The following is a 22,869-nucleotide window of genomic DNA, read 5'->3' as shown; positions in this document are numbered from 1 at the left end:
GGGGGCACGAAAGTGGGAACTGCCGCAGGCGAAGCCCCTCAAAACGCGATCCTCAGCAGTACCGGGAGACCCGTTTGGCACCTTTTGCGCAGCCCTTGCAATCGATGTTCCTGCTCGGCAGGTCGCTCCTGGTCACGGCGCTCGCCGCCCTCGCCGCGGCGGCCCACGCGGCCCCCGAATCGGCCCAGGCGCTGCGCGAGCGCCACGCCCAGCTCGCCGCACAGATGGAACAAAGCCCCTTCCAGCGGCCGCTGGTGGTGCAAAGCAGCGACGGCGGCAACGCCTTGAGCGGCAGCGTCGACGCGGTGATGCCGCAGCCCTTCGCCCTGGCGCGAGAGCACCTGCAGCAGCCGGGCGCGCTGTGCGAGATCCTGATGCTGCAGGTCAACACCAAGCAGTGCGTGGTCAATGGCCAGGAACTCGTGGTGCACATCGGCCGCAAGAACGACCAGCCGCTCGAAGACGCCTACCGCGTCGCGTTCAACCTCAAGCCGCTCGCCAGCACCGACGACTACATGAGCCTGCGCCTGGGCGCCGACAGCGGCCCCTTCTCGACGCGCGACTTCCGCATCCAGCTCCAGGCCATTCCGCTCGACGGCGGCAAGCGCACCTACCTGCACCTGGGTTATTCCTACGGCATGGGCATGGCGGCCAAGCTCGCGATGCAGGGCTACTTCGCCACGGCCGGTGCCGGCAAGGTGGGCTTCACCCGCACCGGTGGCGACGCCTACATCGGCGGCATGCGCGGCGCGATCGAGCGCAACACCATGCGCTACTACCTCGCGATCGAGGCGTACCTCGCCTCGCTGGCCGCCCCGGCACCGCAGCAGCGGGCCCAACGGCTCGAGCGCTGGTTCAGCGCCACCGAGCAATACGCCCGGCAGCTACACGAGGTGGAGCGCGGCGAATACCTCGCAATGAAGCAGCGCGAGTTCCGCCGCCTCGGCGCCTGAACCTCTCGCCCTTCGCGCGCGTGGAGGGCCGGCCCGGCACCAGCCGCCTCGCGCCCGAGCGGGTGGCGAGCGTGCTCAGCGAAGCGTGGGCTTGAACCCGCGCGGCATCACCCCACGCGGCGTGCGCAAGGTGATCGAGTAGCGCAGCGCCTCCACCGGCGGCACGCTGTGCTGCCAGGCCCAGCGCGCCGGGCCGGTGAGCTTGTAGATCGAGCGGGGCTGCAGTTCGACAGTCACGATGTCGGCGCGCTGCACCTTCTCCGGCGTGTCACGCCGATACGGCCTGAAGCGCAGGCGCGTCGGCGCGGCGAGCGAGATCCCGACCACGCACTCGAACTGCGGCACGTCGCGGTGCCAGCCGAGCGGCGTGCCCGGGCGGTATTCAGCGACCAGCGCATGCACGAAATCGGCCGGCTCGACACCGAGCCAGCGCGCGGCCCGCTCGCGCAGCCAGTGGAATGAAGCGGGCAGCTCGCCGGCCGGCTTGAGCTCCATGGTGTCGTAGTCGAACACCCCACCGTAGCTCACCACGCGGCGGCGTGCGGTGTAGTCCTTGTACTTCGCCTCCTGCAGCGGCAGCGTGCCGATCAGCGGCAGCAGCGCGGCCTCTTCGTCGCGCGAGAGAAAGTCGTCTTCATACGCCGCGCCGTCGGGCAGCGCAGGCGGCAGGTCGGCGAAGAGGCCCGGCTGCATGCAAGCTCAAGGCGACGTCAGCCCGAACATGGCCGCGCCGTTCTCCCACGCGATGCGTCGGGCCGCGGCCGGCGGCAGGCCGCCCAGCCAGGCGCGCGCCTCGCGCATCAGGTTTTCATACTCGGGCCAGCGGCCGTTGGTCCAGGTGTCGGAGCCGACGAAGAATCGCTCGGGCTTCTCGCTCAGCAGCGCCTTCCACGCGGCGCTCAGTTTTCCATCGTCGACCGTCAGGCCCGGCCGGTACGACAGCTCGCCGTACAGCGTGGGGTGCTTGTCGAGCAGCGCCCGCACCCGCTCGATGGGCACGCCGCCGATGCCGGTGTGGGCCCAGATCATGCGGGCCTTCGGCGCATGCGCGAAGAGCTTTTCCACCGCCACGTCGTCCACGTGCGCGAGCACCACGAGATCGCGCTCCTGCGCGAGCTGCATCAGGCGTCTGGCGGTCGGGCCGTCGGCGTTCTTGCTGTCGTAGAGGTGGAACTCGCCGAGCCCGCGATACGGCCCGGCTGCGGTGCCGGCGGCCAGCTCGCGCAGCACCATGTCGACGATGCTCGGGTCGGTGGGCCAGCCGGTGTAGTCGGCGCGGTTGCGGTAGAGGCGCACGAACGGCACGACGGTGACGCCGGCCTTCTTCGTGGCCTCGCGCGCCGCGGCGAGCGCCTTGGTGCCGTCGTTGGGTCGGCTGTTGGCGATGACGGCGCGCACGCCGCTGCGCTGCATGCGGCCGAGCACATCGTCGATGGGGTGCGGGTCGACGGCTTCCACGTTGTAGTGCAGGTGCGCATCGAAGAGCGGGCCGGCATACGCGGGCGCGGCCGACGCAAGCGCCGGCATGAACAGCACGGCGGCCAGGGCCGCGGTCGCAGCGCGGCGGGTGAGCAGGTGGAGCGTGGGCATGAGCAGAACGGGGAGCCTCGACCCCGCATCTATACAACACAAGCGCCCGCATCGCCCGTCGGCAGGATGCGCCCCCTGCCCGCCACGGGATATGGTCGCGGGCTGCCAGAACAGGGAGGAGAGACGACATGCGAGCGTTGATGAGCGGTGCGGTGATGCTGGGCGCCCTGGCCGTGGGTGCCCCCACGGCGCTGGCACAGGAGCCAGGACACGAAGGCCGCCTGCAAGGCTGGGCCTTCGCGCTGGAGAACGACTTCTTCGGCCGCGCCACCATCAGCACCGACCGCTGGTACACCAACGGCTTCCACTACGCCCACAGCTACCGCCAGGGCCGCCCGGTGCACCGCCCGCTGCAACGGGTGCGCGAGCTCGGGCGCGACTGGTTCGGCATCGAGGGCGAAGGCGGCCAGGCCGCGACGGCGGGTGAATTCCTCGGCCACAACATCTACACGCCCAACGACGTCGACCCGAGCACGCCGCAGATCCACGACCGGCCCTACGCGGCGCTGCTGTCCTACGGCATGGGCACCTTCGCTTACCGCGGCCAGCACCACCGCGCGCTCGACATCCGCATCGGCGTGGTCGGCCCGGCCGCGGGGGGCGATGAGGTGCAGTCGGGCTTCCACCGCCTGATCGACGACGGCCTGCCCAACGGCTGGGCCTACCAGGTGCGGCCGCGCCTGGCGCTGCAGGGCACCTTCACCCACACGCAGCGCTACTTCGACCAGTCGCCCCTGCCGCACTGGGGCGCGGTGCACCTGCACGGCCGCGCCACCGTCGGCACGATCAAGAACCTGGTGGCCGCGGGCATCACCTTCGTGGCCGGCGAGAAGACGCGGGTCTTCGGCGCGCCAGACGAAGGTGACTTCTTCACCGTCGACTTCAACAACCGGCAGAACCACTTCGCGGCCGGCGAGCTGCGGCGCAGCACCTTCTTCGCGCAGTTCCAGGTGGCGGCGGTCGCGTCGAACTACCTGATCGAGGGACGCACCTACGGCCCGCGCCCCGAGATCGAACTCAAGCGCGGGGTGTGGATGTCGACCTTCGGCATCTCGCAGCGCCTGTCGCGCGAGTGGCGGCTCGAATACCGCATCAAGCGGCGCTCGGCCGAGTTCACCGCGCACACACCCTACGGCCGCAACGGGCAGATCCAGAGCTACGGCGAAGTGCGCCTGGTGCGCGACTACGACGCCGGGCCCGACGACATCGAGAGCTTCCGCCGCTAGGGGCTCGGCCCGCTCAGCGGCGCGGCACGAAGACGAAGTCGCCCGCCTCGTGGCCGGCAAAGCGGATGGGCGCGTACTGCGGCTTCTGCTGCACCTTCAGGCGCTGCGCACGCAGGCTGAAACGCGCGGCCACGGCATCGAAGAGGCGGCGTGTCTCGATGGGCTCGTGCACCGCATCGAGCACCTCCAGCAGGCTGCTCGCGAAGAGCGAGTTGCGCCCCGCACCGCCGTCGACCACGGGCTCCAGCCCGCCGCTCGTCATCGCCACACGCGCACGCAGCTGCGAGATCGCGCGCAGCGCCTCCCAGCGCCGCTCGCCCACGAGGTCGGCATCGGCCACCGGCAGCGCCGTGCGCGCCATGGTGCCCGAGTAGCACGAGTCGGCGATCACCAGCACCTGGCGCACGCCGAGCGCGTTGATCTGGTCGGTGACGTCGACCACCGAGACCCAATTGCTGCGGTTGCCTTTTTCGCCATCGACCGGCACCCAGTAGCCGCGCTGCGTGCTCTCTTCGATGTCGCCGTGGCCGGCGTAGAAGACGAGCAGGTTGTCCTCGGGCTTGAGCTTGGTGCGCAGCGTGTTGAAGGTGGCGAAGAGATCGCGCCGTGTCGAGTCGAGGAGCAGCGTGGTCTCGAAGCCGTAGCGCTGCTCCAGCATGCGCTTCAAGTCCTGCGCATCGTTGACGGGGTTGTTGAGCCTCGGCCAGTGGCGGTAGGCCTGGTTGGCGATGATGAGCGCGTGGAAACGCGCGTTGGGCAGGCCGTGGTTGAGCCGGGTCGGCGGCGGCGTGTTGCCGGCTGGCACGGCGCGGAAGTTGAGCGAGGCCTGGCCTCCCTGGCGGTCGACCGCGGTGAAGCGGGCCTCCGAGCCGCCCTGCGAGAGATCGATCTCCGCGCGGAACACCCCTTGTGAATCGACCGCCAGCGGCTTGTTGTTGAACATCAGCTGGCGCAGCCCCGCATCGCTGCTCACCTTGCCGCGGATCTCGCGCCGCACGCCCTCGCCACGCAAGGGCACGAGCGGCGATGCGCCCTCCGCCTCGGGCGTGGGCACCACGATCACCGGGTCGACCAGGTCGATGGTGATGCGCCCCGGCACCCCCACCTGCCCGCTCGCCTGCCGGAAAAGGCGCGCGGCCAGCACCGGGTCGCGCTTCACGCCAAGGCCACGCTCGTGCAGCGAGGCGAGGTTGATGAGCGCGCGGCTGTCGCCCTGCGCCGCCGCACGGGCGTACCACGAGGCCGCGGTGGCGGGGTCGGCCACGGTGCCGATGCCGCGCTCATACATCTCGCCCACCTGCGTCTGCGCCTCGGCCTGGCCGGCTTGCGCGAACGGCAGCCAGATCGCGAGCGCACGCGCCGGGTCTTTCGACGCCAGCGCAAACTCGCCCCCCGCCTGCGCGCACTCGTGCGCTGGCAGCTTCTGCGGGCGGCGCGCCGAGAGCGACGTGGCGAAGTTGCCCAGCTGCCGCACCTGCCCCGGCAGCAGGCAGTCGACGATCATCAGCTGCTCTTCCGACAGGTTGGCCGGTGCCGTGGCCGGCCCGCTCGCGCAGGCGGCCAGCGCCAGTGCGCCGAGCGCGACGAGCGTTCTCATCTCTAGATCTCGAACTTCAGACCCAGCCCCACGCGCGTTTCCTGCAGATCGTTGGAGCCGCGCCGGTGCGACACGTCGACGAAGCTGCTGATGCCCCGCGTGAGCTGCAGCACCACGCCGGCCGCGAGGCCGATCGAGCTGCGGCTCTCGGCACTGTCGGGGTCGAGCTCGCGCGTGAGGCCGTTGCTGTTCGTCCCGAGGATCGGGTCGGCGTCTTTCCACAGGCGCTGGCGCCAGGTGACGCGACCATAGGGCGTGAGCGTGCCGAAGCGCATGCTGATCGGCTGCTGCAGCTGCGCGCTGAGCACGCTCGCCAGCACCCGCTGCTTCTGCTCACCCACGCGGAAGCCGACCGTGCCGTTGGCGCCGTTCAGCGGGTCCGACAGGTCCTGGTAGATCGCCGTGAGCGCGCCGGTGCGGGTGTCGGTGTATTCGAGCCCGACCTGCGGCACGACGGCGCGTGGCCCGAAGCGCCAGATGCGGCTCGCGCTCAGCCACAGGCCCCAGGCGTTGCTCACGTTCTCGCCGGTGAACTGGTCGGTGTCGTTGCTGATGCGGCGCGTCTCGAGCTGCGTGCGCATGAGCGAGAACGCACCGTCGATGGCAATCGCATCGCGGGTGAAGTAGCTGAGCGAGGCCGCAAGCGAGGTGCTGCGCGTGTCGACGGTGGTGTCGCTGCGGATCACGTTCGGCGGCGTGCCATTGGTGGAGTCGAACTCGGTCTGCTGGCGCTGCAGCTTGCCTTTCGACACGTTGACCACGCCCCCCAGCACCCACTGCGGCGACAGCGCATGGTCGACCGCGAGGCTCACCCCGAAGTTGCGCACCTTGAGCGGGCCGCGCTCGAAGCGCAGCGAAGGCGCCGGGCCCCCGGGGCCGCCGGCCGGGCCGAGCGGGGCATCGCCCACGACCTGCGGCGCCGCAGCCTCGTTGTTGCGCACGCGCCGGTCCTGCTCTTCGGCGGCGGCGCAGTCTTCACCGCGTTTGTCGTCGGGGCATGGGGGTGGCGTCTTGCTCTGGGCCTGCGCAAGCGCGCAGACCATAAGAAGAGCCAGCGGCGGGATGCTGGAGCGCAGAGACATGATGGGGCACCTCCTGGTCTGCGCGGAGCTTAGCGCCGGCCCGGCGTGCCACGGTGGTTTTCAGCCCCCTAAGACGGCCGGATGTGACCTTCGTCCAGCCGCGGCCAGCCCCGCCGGCACCTCCTGCGGCACCTCCTGCGGCACCTCCTGCGGCACCAGCGACAAGCCCCGCCGCACATGCGCAAGGTGGAGCTTCACGTTGACCCACAGCATCACCGCGCCAAGCTCCACCGCCAGCAGGAGGTGCAGCATCGCCTCGGCCGCCGGCACTTTGCCCGCCGCCTGCGCCGTGGTCAGCACGCCGGTGATGACCCAGGGCTGCCGGCCCGACTCGCAGACGATCCAGCCCGCCTCGATTGCGATCCACGGCAGCGGCAGGGCCACCACGCAGGCGCGCAGCAGCGTGCGGCCGACGCGGCGCTGCGGGTCGGGCGTGCGCCACAGCACGAGCAGCACCAGCACCGTCATCAAGCCCCAGGCCACGAGCATGGCCCGGAACGACCAGAAGACGAGGCCGACGTTGGGCAGGCCGGCCGTCGAGTCCCTGGCGAGAGCCTTCAAGCCCTGCAGCGGCGTCTCGCGGGTGTCGACCACCCAGCCCAGCGCGCCTGGCACGGCGAGCTCGAAGCGGTTGTGCTGCGCCGACCTGTCGGGCACGGCGGCGACCAGGAAGTCGGCATTGCGCCCGTCCGTCTCCCACAGCGCCTCGATCGCCGCGAACTTCATCGGCTGGTAGCGCACCAGCCGCTCGCCGCTCCAATGCCCCGCCAGCGCGGTGATCACCAGCGAGACCAGGCAGAACACCGCCGCGCCCCTGAGGCCCGCACTGGCCACCTCGGCGTGCCGATGCTTCAGGCGGAACCACGCACAGATCGCCACCGCGACCATGCCGGCCAGCACCCACGCGCCCGCAATGGTGTGCAGCACCTTGGGCGCGACCAGCGGGTGGCCCGCGAGGTCCGTCACCGACGCAATGCGCGCCTGGCCGCCCACGAACTCGGCGCCCTCGGGCCACTGCATCCACGCATTGATCATCAGGATGGCGGTCGACTGCACCACCAGCACCACCGCCAGCGCCGTGCTCGCGAGGAAATGCAGCATCGGCTTCAGGTGCCAGCCCAGCGCGACCACCGCCACCAGCGTGAAGAGCACGGGCGCCACCTGCGCTTCGAACGCGAACACCGGCCCCACGATGCCCTGCACCACCTGCGCATAGCCGGCCCAGTGCAGCTCGATCTGCGAGCGCAGCGGGTAGCCCGTCAGCACGCCGCAAATGAAGTTGATGACGAAGGGCCAGGAAAGAAATCGCGCCACCTGCCGCAGCGCCGGCCTGCCCGTCAGCAGCGACCATCCCTCGAAGGCCGCCATCAGGGCCATGAGCCCGATGGTCAGCGGCACGAAGAGGAAGTGGTAGGCCGCGGTGAAGCCGAAGAGAAGCCGTGAGGCGTCGACGTCGGAGTACTGCATGGCGGATGAACCCATGAAAAAAGCGGCGGCGGGCCCAGCAGGCCCGACCGCCGCGAGGGGTTGAGGTCAGTCGATCAGGACGACACGTCAGGAACCGAATGCCAGTTGCACGCCGGTGCCCGGCACCGCACAGGTGTAGGTCACCTCCGTGCCATCGGTGATGGCGTTGAAGCGCAGCGTGGTGTCGGAGACGACCGCACCCGAGGCATTCGCGAAGTTGCCCGAGGCCGGCCGGTAGAGGTAGCTCACCGGCCGCCCGTTGCTCACCGCACGCGCCACCAGCTCGCATTCCTTCACCGTCCCGCCGAGGATCTTCGAGGTGAAGTTCGCCGCCGCCCGCGCCTTCAGCAGGTCGGCCCGCGCACCGGCGCTCAGCACCGTGGCGCGGCTGTAGGTCACTTGCTGGCCGACGATGGGTGCGAGGTCGGTGTCGATCGCGAGCAGGAACTGCTCCACGTCGCGCTGCATCGATTGCGCCCGGCTGTTGTCGACCGGGAAGCCCATCTGGAAGAAGCTCGTCGACATCAGCGCAAACGCCGTGAGCTCCGACGAAGTGCCGCGGTGCATGCGGTCGAACTGGATCAGCGGGTCGTTGAACTGGAACAGGTTGAGGAAGCGGAACAGCGTGTCCATCGACCCGTCGTGGATGTAGCCGAAGCCGCGGATCTGATCGCCCTGGAACGGCGCACCGGGCAGGCGCACCGTCGTCAACTCCTTGGTGCCGAACATGCCGACCTTGGTGTAGAGGTCGCGCAGGTGCGGCACCTTGAAGATCTGCGTCTCGCCTTCGAAGTTCGACTCGCCCTGCGTGCCGAAGCGACCGTTGGCCGAATCGATCTTGTGGCAACCCTCGCAGGTGAACGACGCACGGCCGGTGCCGCGCAGGTCGGCCAGCGGCTGCAGGCCGGGCAGGCCGTCGAACGGGCGGATGGACCCATCGAGGTTGCGCGGGCCGAAGTAGATGTCGCGGCCGCGCTGCTGCGAGGCGCTGAGCTGGTTGTTCAACGCACGCACCGGGTTCGGCGGCAGCTGCACCTGCAGCTGGAAGGCGGTGAAGCGGTCCATGATGCCCACGTCCTCCGGTGTCGGGCCGCTGGTCGGCGTGGGTTTGCCGAGCAGGCCGCCGAGCGCCACGATGAAGTTGCGGAAGTTGAGCACCTCGTTGTCGCCGTAGGCGGCGCGCTTCATGTTGTTGTCGGCCGAGCCGATGTAGCCGTCGACACCGAAGAAGCCGTTGGAGCGGTCACCGCGCCAGTGCATCGCGCCCGAGTTGCTGAGGCCCTGCAGCGTCTGCGTGGTCATCGGGCCCTTCATCGGGTGGAAGTCGTCGGCGTTCTTCGTGCCGTTCAGGTGGGTGATCTTGAAGGTGACGGTGCCGATCTCTGGGTTGAGGTTGATCGGGATCGGGTTCTTCTCGACCTTGCCGTTCGGGTCGCCGAGGTCCCAGGCCAGCTCGTCCTTGCCGCCGAAGGTGTGGCAGGCGGCGCAGGCCGACTCGCCGTTGCCGCTGGTGCGGTTGGCGTCGTAGAGCATGGGGCGGCCGGCCACCACGTCCGACGGCTCGGGGTTGGGCATCGCCGCGGCGGCGATCTCGCGGTTGGTGGCGAGGTCGATCACCTTCACCGCGTTGTCGAAGCGGGTGGTGACGTAGAGGCGGTTGCGCGTCTCGTCGAGCACCAGGCCGCTCGGGCCACCGCCGCTCACGGTGATGTAGCGCGCGCTCTGGGTGCGCGGGTTGAAGGTGTCGGCCTCCAGCGTGGCGGTGTCGAAGACGCCGATCTTGCTGGAGCCGAAGGCGGCCACGTAGAGCGTGCGGCCGTCGCGGCTCACCACCATGTCGAGCGGGGTCGAGAGGCTGTGGTCCTTGGCCGTGGGGTCGAAGCCCGCCTGCCCGGCGAGCTTGGTGTAGTCGATGTGCTTGTTGAGGTGGCGCGGCGTGGCCGTGCTGCCGTTGACGACCGTGATGCGGGTCTTGGCGATCTGGCCCTGCACCGTGCTGCCGCCGTAGGCGCCCGAGCCTTCGAAGCGGATGTGGTTCATCGACTCGGTGTTCGACACGTAAAGTTTGCCGGTCACCGGGTTGGTCACCATGTTGAAGAGCGTGGTGCCCACGTGCGGGATGGCAGCGCGTTGCGTGAGCGCGTTGGCATCGACCGAGAAGACGTCGAGGTCGGGCATGTTGAAGCCGACCGCGGCCGTCCAGTCGCGGCCTGCCACGTCGAGCCAGCGGCGGCGGGTGTTGTCGAACTTGACGATCAGGCCGACATCCGGCGCACGATGGCCTTCGTAGTTGGTAGCCGGCCCGAGCTGGCCGCCCGGCACCGTGACGCCCTTGCGCACGCAGGGGTTGGGCGAGAAGTCGGGGCACATGTAGTCGCCCGGCACCACCGTCGTCTGGTTACCCGACTTGAAGGCGGCCACGTAGACGGTGTTCCTGTCGGGGCTCAGCGCCAGCGCACGCGGCGTGTCGGAGAAGAAGGTCATGATCTTCAGCGGCGTGCCGCCGAAGGTGGTGCCGAGCGAGGCCGAGTCGAAGACCCACACGTCGGCACGGCCCACGCCGGGCGTGGTGAGCTGCGGGTCGCCGGCGCCGGGCACGCCCGAGATCGACGAATCGCTGCGGTGCTGGCCGCGGTGGGCGGTGGTGATGAAGGCGCGGCCATTGGCGGCGAAGACGATGTCGCGCGGCTCGTCGCCCACCAGCAGCGTGCGCGTGACGCGCGGCACGCCGGCGAGCGTGACCACGCTCACGCTGTCGGAGAGGTGGTTCACCACCCACACCTCGTCGTTGTTGCGCGCGGCCACCGCCACCGGCTCCAGGCCGACGGGGATGCGCGATGCGAGCGTCAGTGCGCCCGTGGCGGCCACGTTGAACACCTCGAGCGTGTTGTTGGGCGTGTTGACGGCGAAGAGCTTGCGCCCGTCGGGCGACATCGCGACCGGCCGCACCGGCCCGCTGTCGAACGTGATCGCGGCCTGGGCCTGCACGGCGCCAAGCAGCACCAGCGGTGCTGCGAGCATCGCCGCGAGGCGTGACCGCAAGCCGCTGAATCCTCTGAACCTGTTATGAGCACTCATGCCTTGTCTCCTCTAGCTGGCTGCAACAAAGGCGCGGACGGTATCCCCCGAGGGCCACGCGGATCAACGTTCAAAAGGGTGGGCCGCCCCCCTCCGCCGGCTCGGGGCTGCACCTAATAGGCGTTGCCCGGGGTGAGGCCTAGATTTCGCGGCGAACCGCGGTCATGCGGTGAAGGAAGAGGTGCGAGCGTTGATGCAGGCTGCTGCTGAGTTGTCGACAGGTCAGCCTGTCTGTGCCGCCAAGCTGCGCCCCATGCTGCTGCCGGCTTCGGCCGTGCGCCGCGAGGCGCTGGTGGCGCGCATCGACGCCGCCTCGCGTGCGCGCCTGCTCGCCGTGGTGGCGCCGGCCGGCTCGGGAAAGACCACGTCGCTCTCGCAGTGGCACGACAGCGTGCGCGGCGAGCGGCAGGTGGCCTGGCTGTCGCTCGATGCGCTCATCGTCCGGCAGGCTCGCGTTTTCACTTACCTGCATGCGGCGCTGCAGGCCGCGGGCGTGACGCTGCCCGAGGCGCTGCCCACCGCCGACTCGCTGGGCGTGGCGATGCTGCTCGACACGCTCGACCGCGCGCCGCAGGGGCTGTGCATCGTGGTCGACGGCTTCGAAGCGCTGCATGAAAACGGCCATGGCCAAGGCCTCATCCGCGCCGTCGAATACCTCGTGCTGAACTCGCCCGCCCATGTGCACTGGATCGTGGCGAGCCGCTGCGCGCCGGGCCTGTGCGTGAGCCAGCTGCAGCTCAGCGACCAGTGCGAAGTGCTCGGCGCGCGAGACCTTGCGTTCAACGCGCAGGAGGTCCGCGCCCTCGCCCTCACCCTGCACCGCCGCACGTGGGCCGAGGCTGAGATCGCGAGCGTGATGGCCACCACCGAAGGCTGGTGCGCCGGCGTGAAGCTCGCGTTCCGCGCCCTCGGCGCGCAAGCGCCCGCCAGCGCCGACAACTTCAACGGCGCGCACCGCGGCGTGGTGCGCTACTTCGACGAGGTGCTGCTGCGCGACCTGCCCGCCGAGACACAGCGCTTGCTCGTGCGCTGCGCCATCGCCGACCGGCTGAACGGCGCGCTGTGCAACGCCCTCACCGGCGACGAAGGCGGCTACGCGCTGCTCGACCGGCTGGAGCAGTCGGAGTTCTTCCTCATTCCGCTCGACGAGCAGCGCCAGTGGTACCGCCTGCACGCGCTGCTGCTCGGCTACGCGCGTGACCGGCTGGCGCGTGAAGAGCCCGATGCCATCCCCTCGCTGCACCAGAAGGCGAGCCGCTGGTTCCTCGCACAAGGGCTGAAGGAAGAAGCACTCAAGCATGCGCTGGCCTCGAACGACCGCGCCTGGCTGGTCGACGCGATGGACACCTGCGCCGTCGACTGGATCCGCGAAGGCGACCCGCTGGTGGTGATGCGCTGGCTCGCGCACCTGAGCAGCGACGAGATCGTGAGCCGCGACGAGATCTGCTGCGCCTACATCCTCAGCCTCGTGCTCGCGCACCGGCTGGTGGAGGCGCGGCGCATCCTCTACCTCGCGCGCAACCACCCGGGGCGCGAGCACAACGAGGTGGTGCAGTACCGCTTCCGGGTGCTGCACCGGCTGATCTGCGGTGATGTGTTCGGCAAGCAGGAGTCGGTGGAGCGCTACCTTGAAGGCGACCAGATGCCCGACCCCTTCTTCACCGGTATCCTCATCGCGGCGCAAGCCACCAGCCTGCTCGGCCGCAACCAGTTCGACGAAGCGCGCCGCATGGCGCTGCGCGCGCGCGACATCGGCGTGCGTTGCGTGACGCCCTACCTCACCAGCCACACCGAGACGCTGCTGTGCGCTGCCGAGTACCAGCAGGGCAACCTGCGCAGCGCCGCACGCATCTCGGCACGCAACTACGCCGCGCTCAAGAGCGCACCGCAGTCGCCCGCGTGGGTCAACGCCGCCGTCACGCTCGCCTGCGCACGCTACGAGCGTGGCCGCCTCGATGGCGCACGCGCCCTGCTGCTGGAGCTCATCCCCCACGTGGCGATGTGCTCCACGCCCTGGGTGTACTGCGCGGCCCACGTGGTGCTCGCGCGCCTGAAGGCGATGGAAGGCCGCTTCGACGAGGCCATCGGGCTGCTCGACGTGGCCCACAGCGTGCTCGACGACGTGGGCCACCCGCGCTACCTCGCCGAGATCTGCTACGAGAAGGTGCGGCTCGGGCTGGAGTCGAACGATGTGGCGCTGGCCGACACCACGGCGGCGAGCTTCGGCCTGCGCGAGCGCGAAGGCCACGGCGAATGGTCGGCCCCGCGCCGCTACGAGGAGGCGTGGGCACGCTGCGGCTTTGCGACCGCGCTGCTGGCGATGCAGGGCGGCGAGCACGACCGCGCGCGGGCGCTGCTGCAGGTGATCCGCGAGAGTGCCGACGGCGCGGGGCGCGTGGCACGGCGCATGTCGCTCGACTTCGCGCTGGCGGTGTGCCACTGGAGCGCGGGGCGCGACAAGCTGGCCTACGAGGTGCTCAAGCGCAGCCTCATGCACGACCAGAAGGCGGGCTTCTCGCGGGCGGTGTTCGATGACGTGCCGCGGTTCTCGACCTTCATCCGCTCGGCGTTTGCGGCGGGCAAGCTCGAGATCGCATTGCCGGCGAAGCCGTTCCGGCAGTGGCTGGGATTGACGGCGCTGGCCCCGGTGTCACCGCAGGCGCATCAGGTGGCGGGCGCTGCGGCGCCTGCCGTGCCGGCGCGCGAGCCGCTGACCGACCGTGAGCTGGAGGTGCTGCAGCTGCTGTCGAAGGGGCTGTGCAACAAGTCGATCAGCCGCGCGTCGGGCATGGCGCTCAACACCATCAAGTGGCATCTGCGAAATCTCTACATGAAGCTGGACGCGACGAGCCGCACCAGCGCCGTGGCGCGGGGGCGGGAGTTGCAGCTGGTGGAGTGAGCCGCCTCAGCGGTACGACAGCACCAGCCCGTGCACGAGGCGCGTCCAGCCGTCGAGCATCACGAAGAGCAGCAGCTTGAACGGCAGCGAGATGGTCGTGGGCGCGATCATCGACATGCCGAGCGCGAGCAGCACGGTGGCCACGATGAGGTCGACCACCACGAAGACCAGGTAGATGATGAAGCCGATCTGGAAGGCGCGGGTCAGCTCACTCAGCGTGAAGCTCGGCACCAGCACCATGAAGTCGTCCGACTGCAGCTTCTCGGCACGCGCCTGCGGCCAGATCGACGAGGCCGATTTCAGGAAGAACTGGCGCTCGCGCTCGTGGGTGTGCTTCTTCAGGAATTCCTTGAGCGGCGCCTTCGCCGCATCGACCACCGCCATGATGTCGTTGAGGCCCTCGCCCTTGGTGCCGAAGCTGCGGTTGCGCAGCGCGTCCGACACGTCCATGCCCACCGGCGCCATGATGTAGACCGACAGGATGATCGCGATGCCGTTCAGCACCATGTTGGGCGGCGTCTGCTGCAGGCCAAGCGCGGTGCGCAGCAGGCCGAGCACGATCACGAGCTTGGTGTAGCTCGTCACCATCAGCGCCACGAAGGGCGCGATGCCGAAGGCGACGATGAGCGCGACGAGGGTGAGCGGGTCGGGCAGTCCGGATTCCATGCGCGCGGCGCCTCAGATCTCGTTGGGCGCGAACTCCGACACCCTGACGCCGAGGCGGTCGCCGACCGCGACCAGGTGCCCTTTGCCCAGCACATTGCCGTGCGCGACGATGCGCACCGTGCAGCGGTTGAGCGGCTGGCCGAGGTCGAACACATGGCCGGGGCGGATGTTCTTCAGTTCGCCGAGCGAGAGCGAGAGGTCGCCCACCTCGAAGCGCAGCGCCACCTCCAGCGCGTCGAGCCGGTCGATGGGCAGATGGGCGCTCGGCTCGGCGGCGTCGGCCGCCGCAGCGGGGGCGGCAAGGGGCATGTCTCGGTTCATGGCAGGTTCTTTCGATTGCTGGACGGTGATGCGCGAGCCTTCGGCGTGCGCCACGAGTTGTCGCCCCGCGTGGCCCCCCAGCTCGGCGGTCAGCACGATGGCCGCGCCCGACGAAGCCCACTGCTCGATGCTGACGATGTCGCCGGGCCGGATGCTGGCCACCTCGCGCAAGCGGATGGGCGTGGTGCCGATGCGAAAGGCCAGCGGAAAGCGCAGGCGCTCGAACAGCGCGTCCACCATCGGGCTCGTGGGGCCGGCGGGTGATCGAGCACGGACGTGCGGCGGCACCAGCGCGTCGAGTGCGGCGGGCGACTCCAGCTGGATGAAGCCGCGCAGCCGCGTGGCACCGTCTTCCGATGCGGCGGTGAAGACCGCGGCACGCTGAGGATCGTCGAGCGGCCCGCGCGGCTCGCGCGCGTCACCATCAGGCGGCTGCCATTCGAAGTGCAGGCGCAGCGTCTTCTCCAGCGTGTCGACCAGCGGGTGCAACGCGTCGGCGAGCAGGATGTAGCGCAGGTCGCGCGGCAGCAGGTGGCCGCGCGGCTCGCCGAGCAGGGCCTCGACGCTCGGCGCATCGAGGCCGAGGTGGCCGACGTGCGGGCCGAGCTTGAAGCGGTAGCGTTCGTAGAGGCCGCCCTCGGCTGCGCCATCGAGCCGCCAGGCGAGCCGGTAATTCTTGCCGCCTGCCGTCACCGCGTGCAGCGCCGCGCTCGCGTAGAGACGGTTGAGCGCACGCACGGTCGCTTCGTCGGCCCGCGGCAGAAGCGTCGCCGCGCCGAGCTCCGTCACCGCGTCGTGAACCAGCGTGGCCACCATCTCTGCACTCACTCCATCAACGTGACATCCGCGTGTCAGGGCCATCCCTTCGCAAGTGGTGTCGAGGGGGTCGGGGCGACGCAGCGTACCCAAACGATCCGCGTCGAGAAAGTACGCAAATTCGTAGTCAGCAGTGCGTCATCAGGGAACACGTGGCTACGAGAACTCGTGGTTGCTGCGGGCCTGATGCGCCACTTAGAGTCCGCCCGATCGTGCGATTTCTCACGGGCTTTTCTCACGGTCCGTGCGCGCGGCGACACGCCTTCAACCCACACCCGCACCCCATCCATGGCCAGCACGAGCACCAGCTTCCAGCCCACCGGCAGTGGCTTGCGTGACCTGATGCGAAGCGCAGGCCGGCACCACGACCTGGTGCTGGCCGGCATGCTCGTGGCCATCGTGGCGCTCTTCGTGCTGCCGCTGCCCACGCCGCTGCTCGACCTCTTGATCGCCTGCAACCTAGCGGTGAGCCTGGTGCTGCTGATCGTGGCGATGTATGTGCCGTCGGCGCTCTCGCTCTCGACCTTCCCGTCGCTGCTGCTCTTCACCACGCTCTTTCGCCTGGCGCTCAACATCGCGTCGACCAAGCTGATCCTGCTGCAGGCCAATGCCGGCCACATCATCGACACCTTCGGCAAGCTCATCGTCGGCAACAACGTGGTGGTCGGCGGCGTGGTGTTCCTCATCATCGCCATCGTCCAGTTCATCGTGATCGCCAAGGGCTCGGAGCGTGTGGCCGAGGTGGCGGCGCGCTTCGCGCTCGACGCGATGCCGGGCAAGCAGATGAGCATCGACGCCGACGTGCGTGCCGGCGCGCTCTCCACCGCGCAGGCGCAGAAGCGCCGCCAGTTGCTGGAGCAGGAATGCCAGCTTCACGGCGCGATGGACGGCGCGATGAAGTTCGTGAAGGGCGACGCCATCGCCGGCATCGTGATCGCGCTCGTCAACATCCTGGCCGGCATCGCCATCGGCACGCTGATGCACGACATGAGCGTGGGCGCCGCGCTGCAGCGTTACGCCATCCTCACGGTGGGCGACGGCATGGTGTCGCAGATTCCGTCGCTGCTGGTGTCGATCGCGGCCGGCGTGGTGATCACGCGCGTCACCACAGGCGGCAAGCACGACACGCAACTCGCCCGCCAGATCGGCGAGCAACTCATGGCGCACCCGCGCGCGCTGATGATCGCGGGCCTGGCTGTCGGCAGCTTCCTGCTCGTGCCCGGCTTCCCGAAGTGGGTGTTCGGTCTGCTGGCGCTGGCGCTGCTCGGCGCGGCCTTCGCCGCACGCTGGGCGGGCGCACGGCGCAGCACACCGGCCTGGATCTCGCACCGCGACCCCGCCGTGTCGGAAGAGACCGAAGGCGACCACGCCGTGGCCGCGCCGCTGGCGGTGCGTTTGTCCAGCAGCCTGCATGTCGCGCTCGACCGCTTCGCGCTCGACCAGCAGCTCACCGCCGTGAAGGCGTCGGTCGAGTCGGACCTCGGCCCCGTGTTCCCGCGCCTGCAGGTGGCACACGCCGAGGCCGTGCGTGAACACGGCTACCAGGTGCTGGTGCACGACGTGGTGGTGTCCGAAGGCGTGCTGCGCCCGGGCTGGTGGCTCATCGACCCGGCGCAGGCCGTGTCGCCGCCCGCCGGTGCTGAGGTGGCCGAGCCCTTCGGTCCCTTCCCGCGCGTGGTGTGGACCGCGAGCCCCGAGCCCGGCACGAAGGCCTGGCGCGCAGAGGAGGTGGTGGGCCTGCACGTCGACCACACCGTGCGCCGCCACGTGCGCCAGCTCATCGGACTGCAGGAAGTGCAGCGCCTGCTGCACTGGGTGCAGCGTGATGCGCCGGAGCTTGCCGCCGAGGTGTCGCGCGTGGTGCCGGCCCAGCGCATCGCCGAAGTGCTGCGCCGCCTGCTGCAGGAGGGCATCCCCATCCGCAACCTGCACGCCATCTTCGAGAGCCTGGCGACCTGGGGCCCAAAGGAGCCCGACGCCATTGCGCTGACCGAGCTCGTGCGCATTGACCTCGGCCACTACATCACCAGCCGCTACGTCGGCGCGAGCCGACAGCTCGAGACCATCATGTTCGAGTCGGCCCTGCTTGAGCGGGTGCAGAACGCGATCGAGAAATCGCCGCGCGGCAACCTGCTGCTGCTGAGCCCCGCCGCCGCGCAGGACGTGCGCGAGCAGGTGCGCCGCATCCTCGGCGCGAGCGCCGGGCGCGTGGTGGCCATCGCCTCGTCCGACGTGCGGCGCTACGTCAAGACGCTGATCGAGCCGGTGGCGCCGCTGCTGCCGGTGCTCTCGTACCAGGAGCTCGACGAAGACGTCCACCTGCAACCCGTGGGCTGGGTCACCAACCCGCAGGCAATTTGAACCTCACCATTCGAATGACCCCCCAGAACATCCTCGACTTCACCCGCGAAGGCCTGCTCATCGTGCTGTGGGTCTCGCTGCCGGTGGTGCTGGTGTCGACCGTCACCTCGCTGCTCGTGGCCGTGCTGCAGGCGGTCACGCAGGTGCAGGACCAGAACATCGGCCAGTCGATCCGCCTGATCGCGGTGATGGTGGCCATCGTCGCCACCGCCGGCTGGCTGGGGCGCGACGTGATGCGCTTCGCCGAGCGGGCGTTCCAGAGCCTGGGGTTGCTGTCGTGAGCGCCAGCATGGTTCAGTCGAGTTTCCAGCGCTACGCGTTTGCGCTGCTCGGCCTTGCCTTGCTGCTGCTCGCGCAGCACAGCGGCGCGGCCGAGCTGCCGTGGCGCGGCAAGCCGTTCCAGATCGTCGCCAACGAAAAGCCCTTGCCCGACTTCCTGCGCGAGCTGGCCGCCTCGCAAGGCACCACCGCCGTGATCGACGGCAAGGTGTCGGGTGTCATCAGCGGCAAGTTCGCCGGCGTGTCGGCGCTGACCATCCTCAACAACCTGTGCACGACCAACGGGCTGACCTGGTACTACGACGGCGCCTTCCTCTACGTCGACCTGGCCGCCGACGCGCGCAGCGAGGTGCTGCCGATCGCGAGCGCCAACGCGGCGCGCATCTCCGAGACACTCGCGCGCCTGCGCATCGCCGACAGCCGCTACCCGCTCACCATCAGCCGCGACGACGGCACGGTGCACGTGTCGGGCCCCAAGCGCTACGTCGAGATGGTGCGCCAGGCGGTGCGCCTGGTCGACCAGCGCACCGCGCTCGCCGACGGCGCCGAGATCCGCCTCTTCCCGCTCAAGTACGCCTGGGCGGCCGACTTCAAGATCAACCGCAGCGGCCGCGAGACGGTGATCCCCGGCGTGGCCAACGTGCTGCGCAGCCTCTATGGGCGCCACGCGGGTGCGGCCGGCGGCTCGGGCGGCCGCTCGTCGGGCTCGGCCCTGGGCGTGGGGCCCAACCGGCAGATCAAGATGCGCAGCGGCGACGTGGTCAACGCGCCCAAGCTCGAGCTGCCGGGCGTGTCACCCGCGGGTGGTGACGACACCCTCGGCGGCGTGTCGTCGATGAGCGCGAGCGGCGAGCTGCCGCAGTTCCAGGCCGACACCCGCATGAATGCCGTGCTGGTGCGCGACACGCCCGACCGCATGGCGCAGTACGCGCGCCTCATCGAGTCGATGGACGTGCGCCCGCGCCTGCTGGAGATCGAGGTCACGATCATGGACATCAGCACCGACCGGCTGCAAAGCCTGGGCGTGGACTGGCGCGCCAACGGTCGCCATGCCGACGTGCAGACCGGCCGTGGCGACGCGCCGCCGCTCACCTGGGGCAATGCCACCACCGAAGGCGGCACCACCCGCGCCACCACGCCGCTCGGCCTCGTCTTCACCGCCGCCATCGGCAACGACATCCGCAACTACCTGCTGGCCCGCGTGAGCGCGCTCGCCACCAAGGGCGACGCGAACTTCGTCGCCCGGCCCAAGGTGATGACGCTCGACAACACCGAGGCGGTGCTCGAGAACCTGAGCGAGTTCTACGTGCGGGTCGACGGCTTCCAGGACGCCGGCCTCTTCAGCGTGACGGCGGGCACCGCGGTGCGTGTCACGCCCCTCATCGTCGACGACAAGGGCGCGCGCGGCGTGCTGATGTCGATCGACATCGTCGACGGCGACCTGAGCGCGGCCTCGGTCGACCGCATTCCCATCGTGCGCCGGCGCACCGTCAACACGCAGGCGCTGGTCGACGAGGGCACGAGCCTGCTGATCGCCGGCTACTCGTCCGAGGAAAAGAGCAACGTCAGCTCGGGCGTGCCGCTGCTGTCGGACATCCCGCTGGTGGGCAAGCTCTTCCAATACAGCGACAAGAAGCAGGTGAACATGGAGCGCTTCTACCTGCTCACGCCGCGCCTGGTCACCCCTGCTGCCGCGGCCGCGGCGGCCGCATCTGCCGCTGGAGGCTGACATGAGCGCCTTGCCTCTCACCGACGCGCTGCAGCCCCGCACCCCCACGGCGCACTGGTGCCTGCGCTTCCTCAGCGGTGCCGTGAAGGGCCGCACCATCGTGCTCAAGCCGGGTGCCAACGTGCTGGGCTCGGGCGGCGAGTGCGAGGTGATGCTGCCCGGTGGCGACGTGCTGCCGCGCCACCTCGTCTTCACCGTGGGCGAGCTGGTGGTGACGATGCAGAAGGTCGGCACCGCCGGTGCCCGGCTCAACGGCGAAGAGATGACACAGCCGCGCAAGAGCGTGGTCGCCGGCGACATCGTGAGCGTGGGCGCGATCGACTTCCAGCTCGACCGCAGCTACCCCGCGAGCGAACACGACGACCGCATGTTCGCGCCGCTGCACGCCGTGCCGTCTGACCCTGGCGCCGGCGCGCCGGCCGCGCCGAGCCGCACGCCCTCGCTGCGCCTGTTGGTGGGCGGCGTGGTGGCCGCGCTCGCGCTCGTGAGCCTGGCAGCGGTCGGCCTGGGCGGCAATGCGCTCGGCTCGCACGCGGGGGCCGGCAGCGTCAACCTCGCCGAGGTGGAGCAGGCGCTCGTGCCCTTCCCCGAGGCGCAGGTGGTCGGGGCGCCGGGTGGGCAGGTCACCGTGCGCGGCTATGTCGAATCGCGCCAGCGGCGCGAGGCGCTGCAACAGGCGCTGCAACGCTTCGGCCCCAAGGTGACGGTGAACGTGCACGCCGCCGAAGACATGGTCGAGCAGGCCCGCCGCTACGTGGGCGACCCGGGTGTCGCCGTCACCTACGCCGGCCAGGGCCGCCTGGTGCTCAGCGGCACGGTGGAAGACAGCGCCGTGCGCCAGAAGATCCGCCGCCTCGGCGAGGACCTGCACCCCCACGTGCTCGTCTCCGACAAGGTGCAGTACCGCGAGAAGCCCGTCACCGAGGCGAGCAACGCGAAGCAGCAATGGGACGGCTGGCAGAGCGTGCTGCCCGCACGCATGGTCAGCATCACCGAAGACGAGAACGGCCTGCGCCACATCCAGCTCGCCAACGGCAGCCGCTACTACGAAGGCGCCGTGCTGCGCTCCGGCCAGGAACTCAAGCGCATCGGTGCCGACGGCCTGGTGCTCGGCGCCAGCCCCGATGCGCCCAACGGCGCCGCAAAGGCCACCCGATGAACACGACCCGACACCCTGCGAACCCCCGGTTCGCTTCCCCGATTTCCACGCGGCGGCGCGCGAGCCGCGGGGAATGCCCCCGTCCAACCGGACGGGACTTTCACCGCCCGTGCTGACGCACGGCATCACACATCCCACAGGAGAGAGAAATGCCCTCACCCATCGAAGACTCCAAGCAACAGATGCTCGAAGCCATGCGCCTGAACGCCGACCTGATGGCGACCAGCACCACGGTGTCGGTCGGCATCCAGGCCGCCTCGTCCACCGCGCACACGATGAACGGCGCGGCCGCGGCCGGCGGCGAAGTCGCCAAGTCGACCGGCAACGACATCCGCCAGTCGGCCAAGTCGTCGTGAGTCCGTCCGCGCGCGGTGGCCGGGCACCGGCCGCCCGCGCGGGCCTCTCGATGCCCATGCCTTTCAGCAGGAGGTGAACCATGACAGATCCCGTTGCTTCGGGCGCCGCCGCCGCGGCCACCCCCGAGATCGCCGGTCCGGCGCAGCAGCAGGCCACTGCCGCCTCGCGCTTCGCGCCGGGCGACACGCAGATGTTCGCCAAGCTCATGCAGGGTGCGCCGGCGCCCACGATGACGGCGATGGACACCGGCTCGATCTCCGACGCGGCCAAGGCCATGGCCGCGCAGCTCAGCGGCAACGTGCGCTCGTTCGAGGACATGCGCCGCAGCATGCTCGAGTCGGTCGACTTCCGCGACCCGATCAAGACCATGTTCCTGATGACCGACCACTCGCTGGAGGCCCACATGATGTTCACCAAGATGCACATCTCCACGGGTCTCGCGAGCGCGGCCACGAGCCTCTTCGGCACCTTGCTCAAGAACCAGCAGTGAGGCTGGCCGTGACGCACCCCGCATCTTTCTTCCATCGCGGGCTGGCGGCGCTCGTGCTGCTGCTGTGCCTCGCAGGCTGCAAGGTCGGCCTCTACTCCAACCTCAACGAGCAGGAGGCCAACGAGATCGTCGCGGCCCTGGCCGCCGATGGTGTGGACGCCGCCAAGGAGCGCCAGGAGGGCAACAACTGGCAGGTGCTCGTCGACGAAGGCCGGCTCGGCCGCGCGCTCGACATCCTGCGCGCGCAGGGCCTGCCGCACGACCGCTACGCCAGCATGGGCGACGTGTTCCAGAAGCAGGGCCTGGTCTCCACGCCCGCCGAGGAGCGCATGCGCTACATCTATGCGGTGTCGCAGGAGCTGTCGCAGACGCTGCGCAAGGTCGACGGTGTCGTCACCGCGCGCGTGCACGTCGTGATCCCGGCCAACGACCCGCTGAGCGACAAGATCCGGCCTTCGTCGGCCGCCGTCTTCATCAAGCACCGCCCCGACGTGGACCTGCGCCTGCTCGCACCCGCGGTGAAGGAGATGGTGGCCCACAGCATCGAGGGGCTGACGCACGAGCAGGTGTCGCTCTCGCTCTTCGAAGCACGCCGCACGGCCGACGCGGCGCCCGGCACCGTGCCGGGCGAGCGGCAGGTGCTGGGCATGCCGACGCAGACGGCCGTGGTGCTGCTCGTCCTGCTGCTGGCCGCCGCCGTGTGCGTGATGGCGCTGCCCACGCTCCTGCGCCGCCAGGGCCTCGACTGGCGCACCTGGGTGCGCCGCCAGGTGCTCCGGCGCTGAGGTTTCAGGCGAGC

Annotated in this window: 18 protein-coding genes; 10 read left to right on the top strand and 8 right to left on the bottom strand. The window is 69.9% G+C overall.

Annotation, left to right across the window (positions count from 1 at the left end):
* The first annotated feature begins 104 nt into the window (after window positions 1–104).
* On the top strand, window positions 105–953 hold the full coding sequence (locus RXV79_RS04135; protein ID WP_316703977.1) for a hypothetical protein: 849 nt from the start codon (window positions 105–107) through the stop codon (window positions 951–953).
* Window positions 954–1,028: 75 nt separating this feature from the next.
* Here the strand turns inward: RXV79_RS04135 and RXV79_RS04130 are convergent, their stop codons facing one another.
* Window positions 1,029–1,646 (bottom strand): alpha-ketoglutarate-dependent dioxygenase AlkB, encoded by a 618-nt coding sequence (locus RXV79_RS04130; protein ID WP_316702207.1) that lies wholly within the window; start codon window positions 1,644–1,646, stop codon window positions 1,029–1,031.
* A gap of 6 nt (window positions 1,647–1,652) precedes the next feature.
* Window positions 1,653–2,543: an amidohydrolase family protein gene (locus RXV79_RS04125; RefSeq protein ID WP_316702206.1), complete on the bottom strand. Its 891-nt coding sequence runs from the start codon at window positions 2,541–2,543 to the stop codon at window positions 1,653–1,655.
* A 128-nt stretch (window positions 2,544–2,671) separates the two neighbouring features.
* Here RXV79_RS04125 and RXV79_RS04120 point away from each other — a divergent pair, with 128 nt between their 5' ends.
* A complete protein-coding gene (locus RXV79_RS04120) occupies window positions 2,672–3,769 on the top strand; it encodes a lipid A-modifier LpxR family protein (protein ID WP_316702205.1) in 1,098 nt (365 codons plus the stop codon).
* A gap of 13 nt (window positions 3,770–3,782) precedes the next feature.
* Here the strand turns inward: RXV79_RS04120 and RXV79_RS04115 are convergent, their stop codons facing one another.
* The 4 genes from RXV79_RS04115 to RXV79_RS04100 form a co-directional block, all read right to left on the bottom strand.
* The gene (locus tag RXV79_RS04115; protein ID WP_316702204.1) at window positions 3,783–5,366 is read right to left on the bottom strand and encodes a caspase family protein; all 1,584 of its coding nucleotides are present in this window, start codon (window positions 5,364–5,366) and stop codon (window positions 3,783–3,785) included.
* Window positions 5,367–5,368: 2 nt separating this feature from the next.
* On the bottom strand, window positions 5,369–6,448 hold the full coding sequence (locus RXV79_RS04110; RefSeq protein WP_316702203.1) for an autotransporter outer membrane beta-barrel domain-containing protein: 1,080 nt from the start codon (window positions 6,446–6,448) through the stop codon (window positions 5,369–5,371).
* 60 nt (window positions 6,449–6,508) lie between these two features.
* Window positions 6,509–7,930 (bottom strand): cytochrome ubiquinol oxidase subunit I, encoded by a 1,422-nt coding sequence (locus tag RXV79_RS04105; RefSeq protein ID WP_316702202.1) that lies wholly within the window; start codon window positions 7,928–7,930, stop codon window positions 6,509–6,511.
* A gap of 72 nt (window positions 7,931–8,002) precedes the next feature.
* Window positions 8,003–10,957, bottom strand: a complete 2,955-nt coding sequence (locus RXV79_RS04100; protein ID WP_316702201.1) for a YncE family protein — start codon at window positions 10,955–10,957, stop codon at window positions 8,003–8,005.
* Between the two features lie 289 nt (window positions 10,958–11,246).
* Here RXV79_RS04100 and RXV79_RS04095 point away from each other — a divergent pair, with 289 nt between their 5' ends.
* A complete protein-coding gene (locus RXV79_RS04095) occupies window positions 11,247–13,892 on the top strand; it encodes a helix-turn-helix transcriptional regulator (RefSeq protein WP_316702200.1) in 2,646 nt (881 codons plus the stop codon).
* Window positions 13,893–13,898: 6 nt separating this feature from the next.
* Here the strand turns inward: RXV79_RS04095 and sctR are convergent, their stop codons facing one another.
* Window positions 13,899–14,558, bottom strand: a complete 660-nt coding sequence (sctR, locus tag RXV79_RS04090; RefSeq protein ID WP_316702199.1) for a type III secretion system export apparatus subunit SctR — start codon at window positions 14,556–14,558, stop codon at window positions 13,899–13,901.
* A gap of 12 nt (window positions 14,559–14,570) precedes the next feature.
* Window positions 14,571–15,707, bottom strand: coding sequence for a type III secretion system cytoplasmic ring protein SctQ (gene sctQ / locus RXV79_RS04085; protein ID WP_316702198.1), 1,137 nt, complete (start codon window positions 15,705–15,707; stop codon window positions 14,571–14,573).
* A gap of 276 nt (window positions 15,708–15,983) precedes the next feature.
* On the opposite strand from sctQ, the gene sctV reads away from it, so the two are divergent.
* The 7 genes from sctV to sctJ all read left to right on the top strand — a co-directional run bounded on the left by sctV (window position 15,984) and on the right by sctJ (window position 22,855).
* Window positions 15,984–18,056, top strand: coding sequence for a type III secretion system export apparatus subunit SctV (gene sctV / locus RXV79_RS04080; RefSeq protein ID WP_316702197.1), 2,073 nt, complete (start codon window positions 15,984–15,986; stop codon window positions 18,054–18,056).
* A gap of 14 nt (window positions 18,057–18,070) precedes the next feature.
* Complete coding sequence (sctS, locus tag RXV79_RS04075; RefSeq protein WP_201806057.1) at window positions 18,071–18,337, top strand: type III secretion system export apparatus subunit SctS; 267 nt, start codon at window positions 18,071–18,073, stop codon at window positions 18,335–18,337.
* An 8-nt stretch (window positions 18,338–18,345) separates the two neighbouring features.
* Entirely contained in the window at window positions 18,346–20,064 is a 1,719-nt protein-coding gene (gene sctC, locus RXV79_RS04070) for a type III secretion system outer membrane ring subunit SctC (RefSeq protein WP_316702196.1), read from the top strand.
* A 1-nt stretch (window position 20,065) separates the two neighbouring features.
* A complete protein-coding gene (locus RXV79_RS04065; RefSeq protein WP_316702195.1) occupies window positions 20,066–21,223 on the top strand; it encodes an FHA domain-containing protein in 1,158 nt (385 codons plus the stop codon).
* Window positions 21,224–21,372: 149 nt separating this feature from the next.
* Window positions 21,373–21,579, top strand: a complete 207-nt coding sequence (locus tag RXV79_RS04060; RefSeq protein ID WP_316702194.1) for a hypothetical protein — start codon at window positions 21,373–21,375, stop codon at window positions 21,577–21,579.
* A gap of 80 nt (window positions 21,580–21,659) precedes the next feature.
* The gene (locus tag RXV79_RS04055) at window positions 21,660–22,070 is read left to right on the top strand and encodes a hypothetical protein (protein WP_316702193.1); all 411 of its coding nucleotides are present in this window, start codon (window positions 21,660–21,662) and stop codon (window positions 22,068–22,070) included.
* A gap of 8 nt (window positions 22,071–22,078) precedes the next feature.
* The gene (sctJ, locus tag RXV79_RS04050; RefSeq protein ID WP_316702192.1) at window positions 22,079–22,855 is read left to right on the top strand and encodes a type III secretion system inner membrane ring lipoprotein SctJ; all 777 of its coding nucleotides are present in this window, start codon (window positions 22,079–22,081) and stop codon (window positions 22,853–22,855) included.
* Window positions 22,856–22,869 lie beyond the last annotated feature (14 nt).

This window comes from Piscinibacter gummiphilus (assembly GCF_032681285.1).
In the GTDB taxonomy this organism is placed as follows: domain Bacteria; phylum Pseudomonadota; class Gammaproteobacteria; order Burkholderiales; family Burkholderiaceae_C; genus Rhizobacter; species Rhizobacter gummiphilus_A.
Note: the sequence above shows the minus strand (reverse complement) of the source record. Positions and strands in the feature narration are given on the sequence as shown.

What these genes read in the sequence shown, in the direction of transcription:
- sctV (WP_316702197.1), top strand. Translation starts at nt 15,984, where the DNA reads ATGGCCAGCACGAGCACCAGCTTCCAGCCCACCGGCAGTGGCTTGCGT.
- RXV79_RS04055 (WP_316702193.1), top strand. Translation starts at nt 21,660, where the DNA reads ATGACAGATCCCGTTGCTTCGGGCGCCGCCGCCGCGGCCACCCCCGAG.
- RXV79_RS04135 (WP_316703977.1), top strand. Translation starts at nt 105, where the DNA reads ATGTTCCTGCTCGGCAGGTCGCTCCTGGTCACGGCGCTCGCCGCCCTC.
- RXV79_RS04125 (WP_316702206.1), bottom strand. Translation starts at nt 2,543, where the DNA reads ATGCCCACGCTCCACCTGCTCACCCGCCGCGCTGCGACCGCGGCCCTG.
- RXV79_RS04065 (WP_316702195.1), top strand. Translation starts at nt 20,066, where the DNA reads ATGAGCGCCTTGCCTCTCACCGACGCGCTGCAGCCCCGCACCCCCACG.
- RXV79_RS04130 (WP_316702207.1), bottom strand. Translation starts at nt 1,646, where the DNA reads ATGCAGCCGGGCCTCTTCGCCGACCTGCCGCCTGCGCTGCCCGACGGC.
- RXV79_RS04120 (WP_316702205.1), top strand. Translation starts at nt 2,672, where the DNA reads ATGCGAGCGTTGATGAGCGGTGCGGTGATGCTGGGCGCCCTGGCCGTG.
- sctS (WP_201806057.1), top strand. Translation starts at nt 18,071, where the DNA reads ATGACCCCCCAGAACATCCTCGACTTCACCCGCGAAGGCCTGCTCATC.
- RXV79_RS04060 (WP_316702194.1), top strand. Translation starts at nt 21,373, where the DNA reads ATGCCCTCACCCATCGAAGACTCCAAGCAACAGATGCTCGAAGCCATG.
- sctR (WP_316702199.1), bottom strand. Translation starts at nt 14,558, where the DNA reads ATGGAATCCGGACTGCCCGACCCGCTCACCCTCGTCGCGCTCATCGTC.
- sctC (WP_316702196.1), top strand. Translation starts at nt 18,346, where the DNA reads ATGGTTCAGTCGAGTTTCCAGCGCTACGCGTTTGCGCTGCTCGGCCTT.
- RXV79_RS04110 (WP_316702203.1), bottom strand. Translation starts at nt 6,448, where the DNA reads ATGTCTCTGCGCTCCAGCATCCCGCCGCTGGCTCTTCTTATGGTCTGC.
- RXV79_RS04105 (WP_316702202.1), bottom strand. Translation starts at nt 7,930, where the DNA reads ATGGGTTCATCCGCCATGCAGTACTCCGACGTCGACGCCTCACGGCTT.
- RXV79_RS04095 (WP_316702200.1), top strand. Translation starts at nt 11,247, where the DNA reads ATGCTGCTGCCGGCTTCGGCCGTGCGCCGCGAGGCGCTGGTGGCGCGC.
- RXV79_RS04115 (WP_316702204.1), bottom strand. Translation starts at nt 5,366, where the DNA reads ATGAGAACGCTCGTCGCGCTCGGCGCACTGGCGCTGGCCGCCTGCGCG.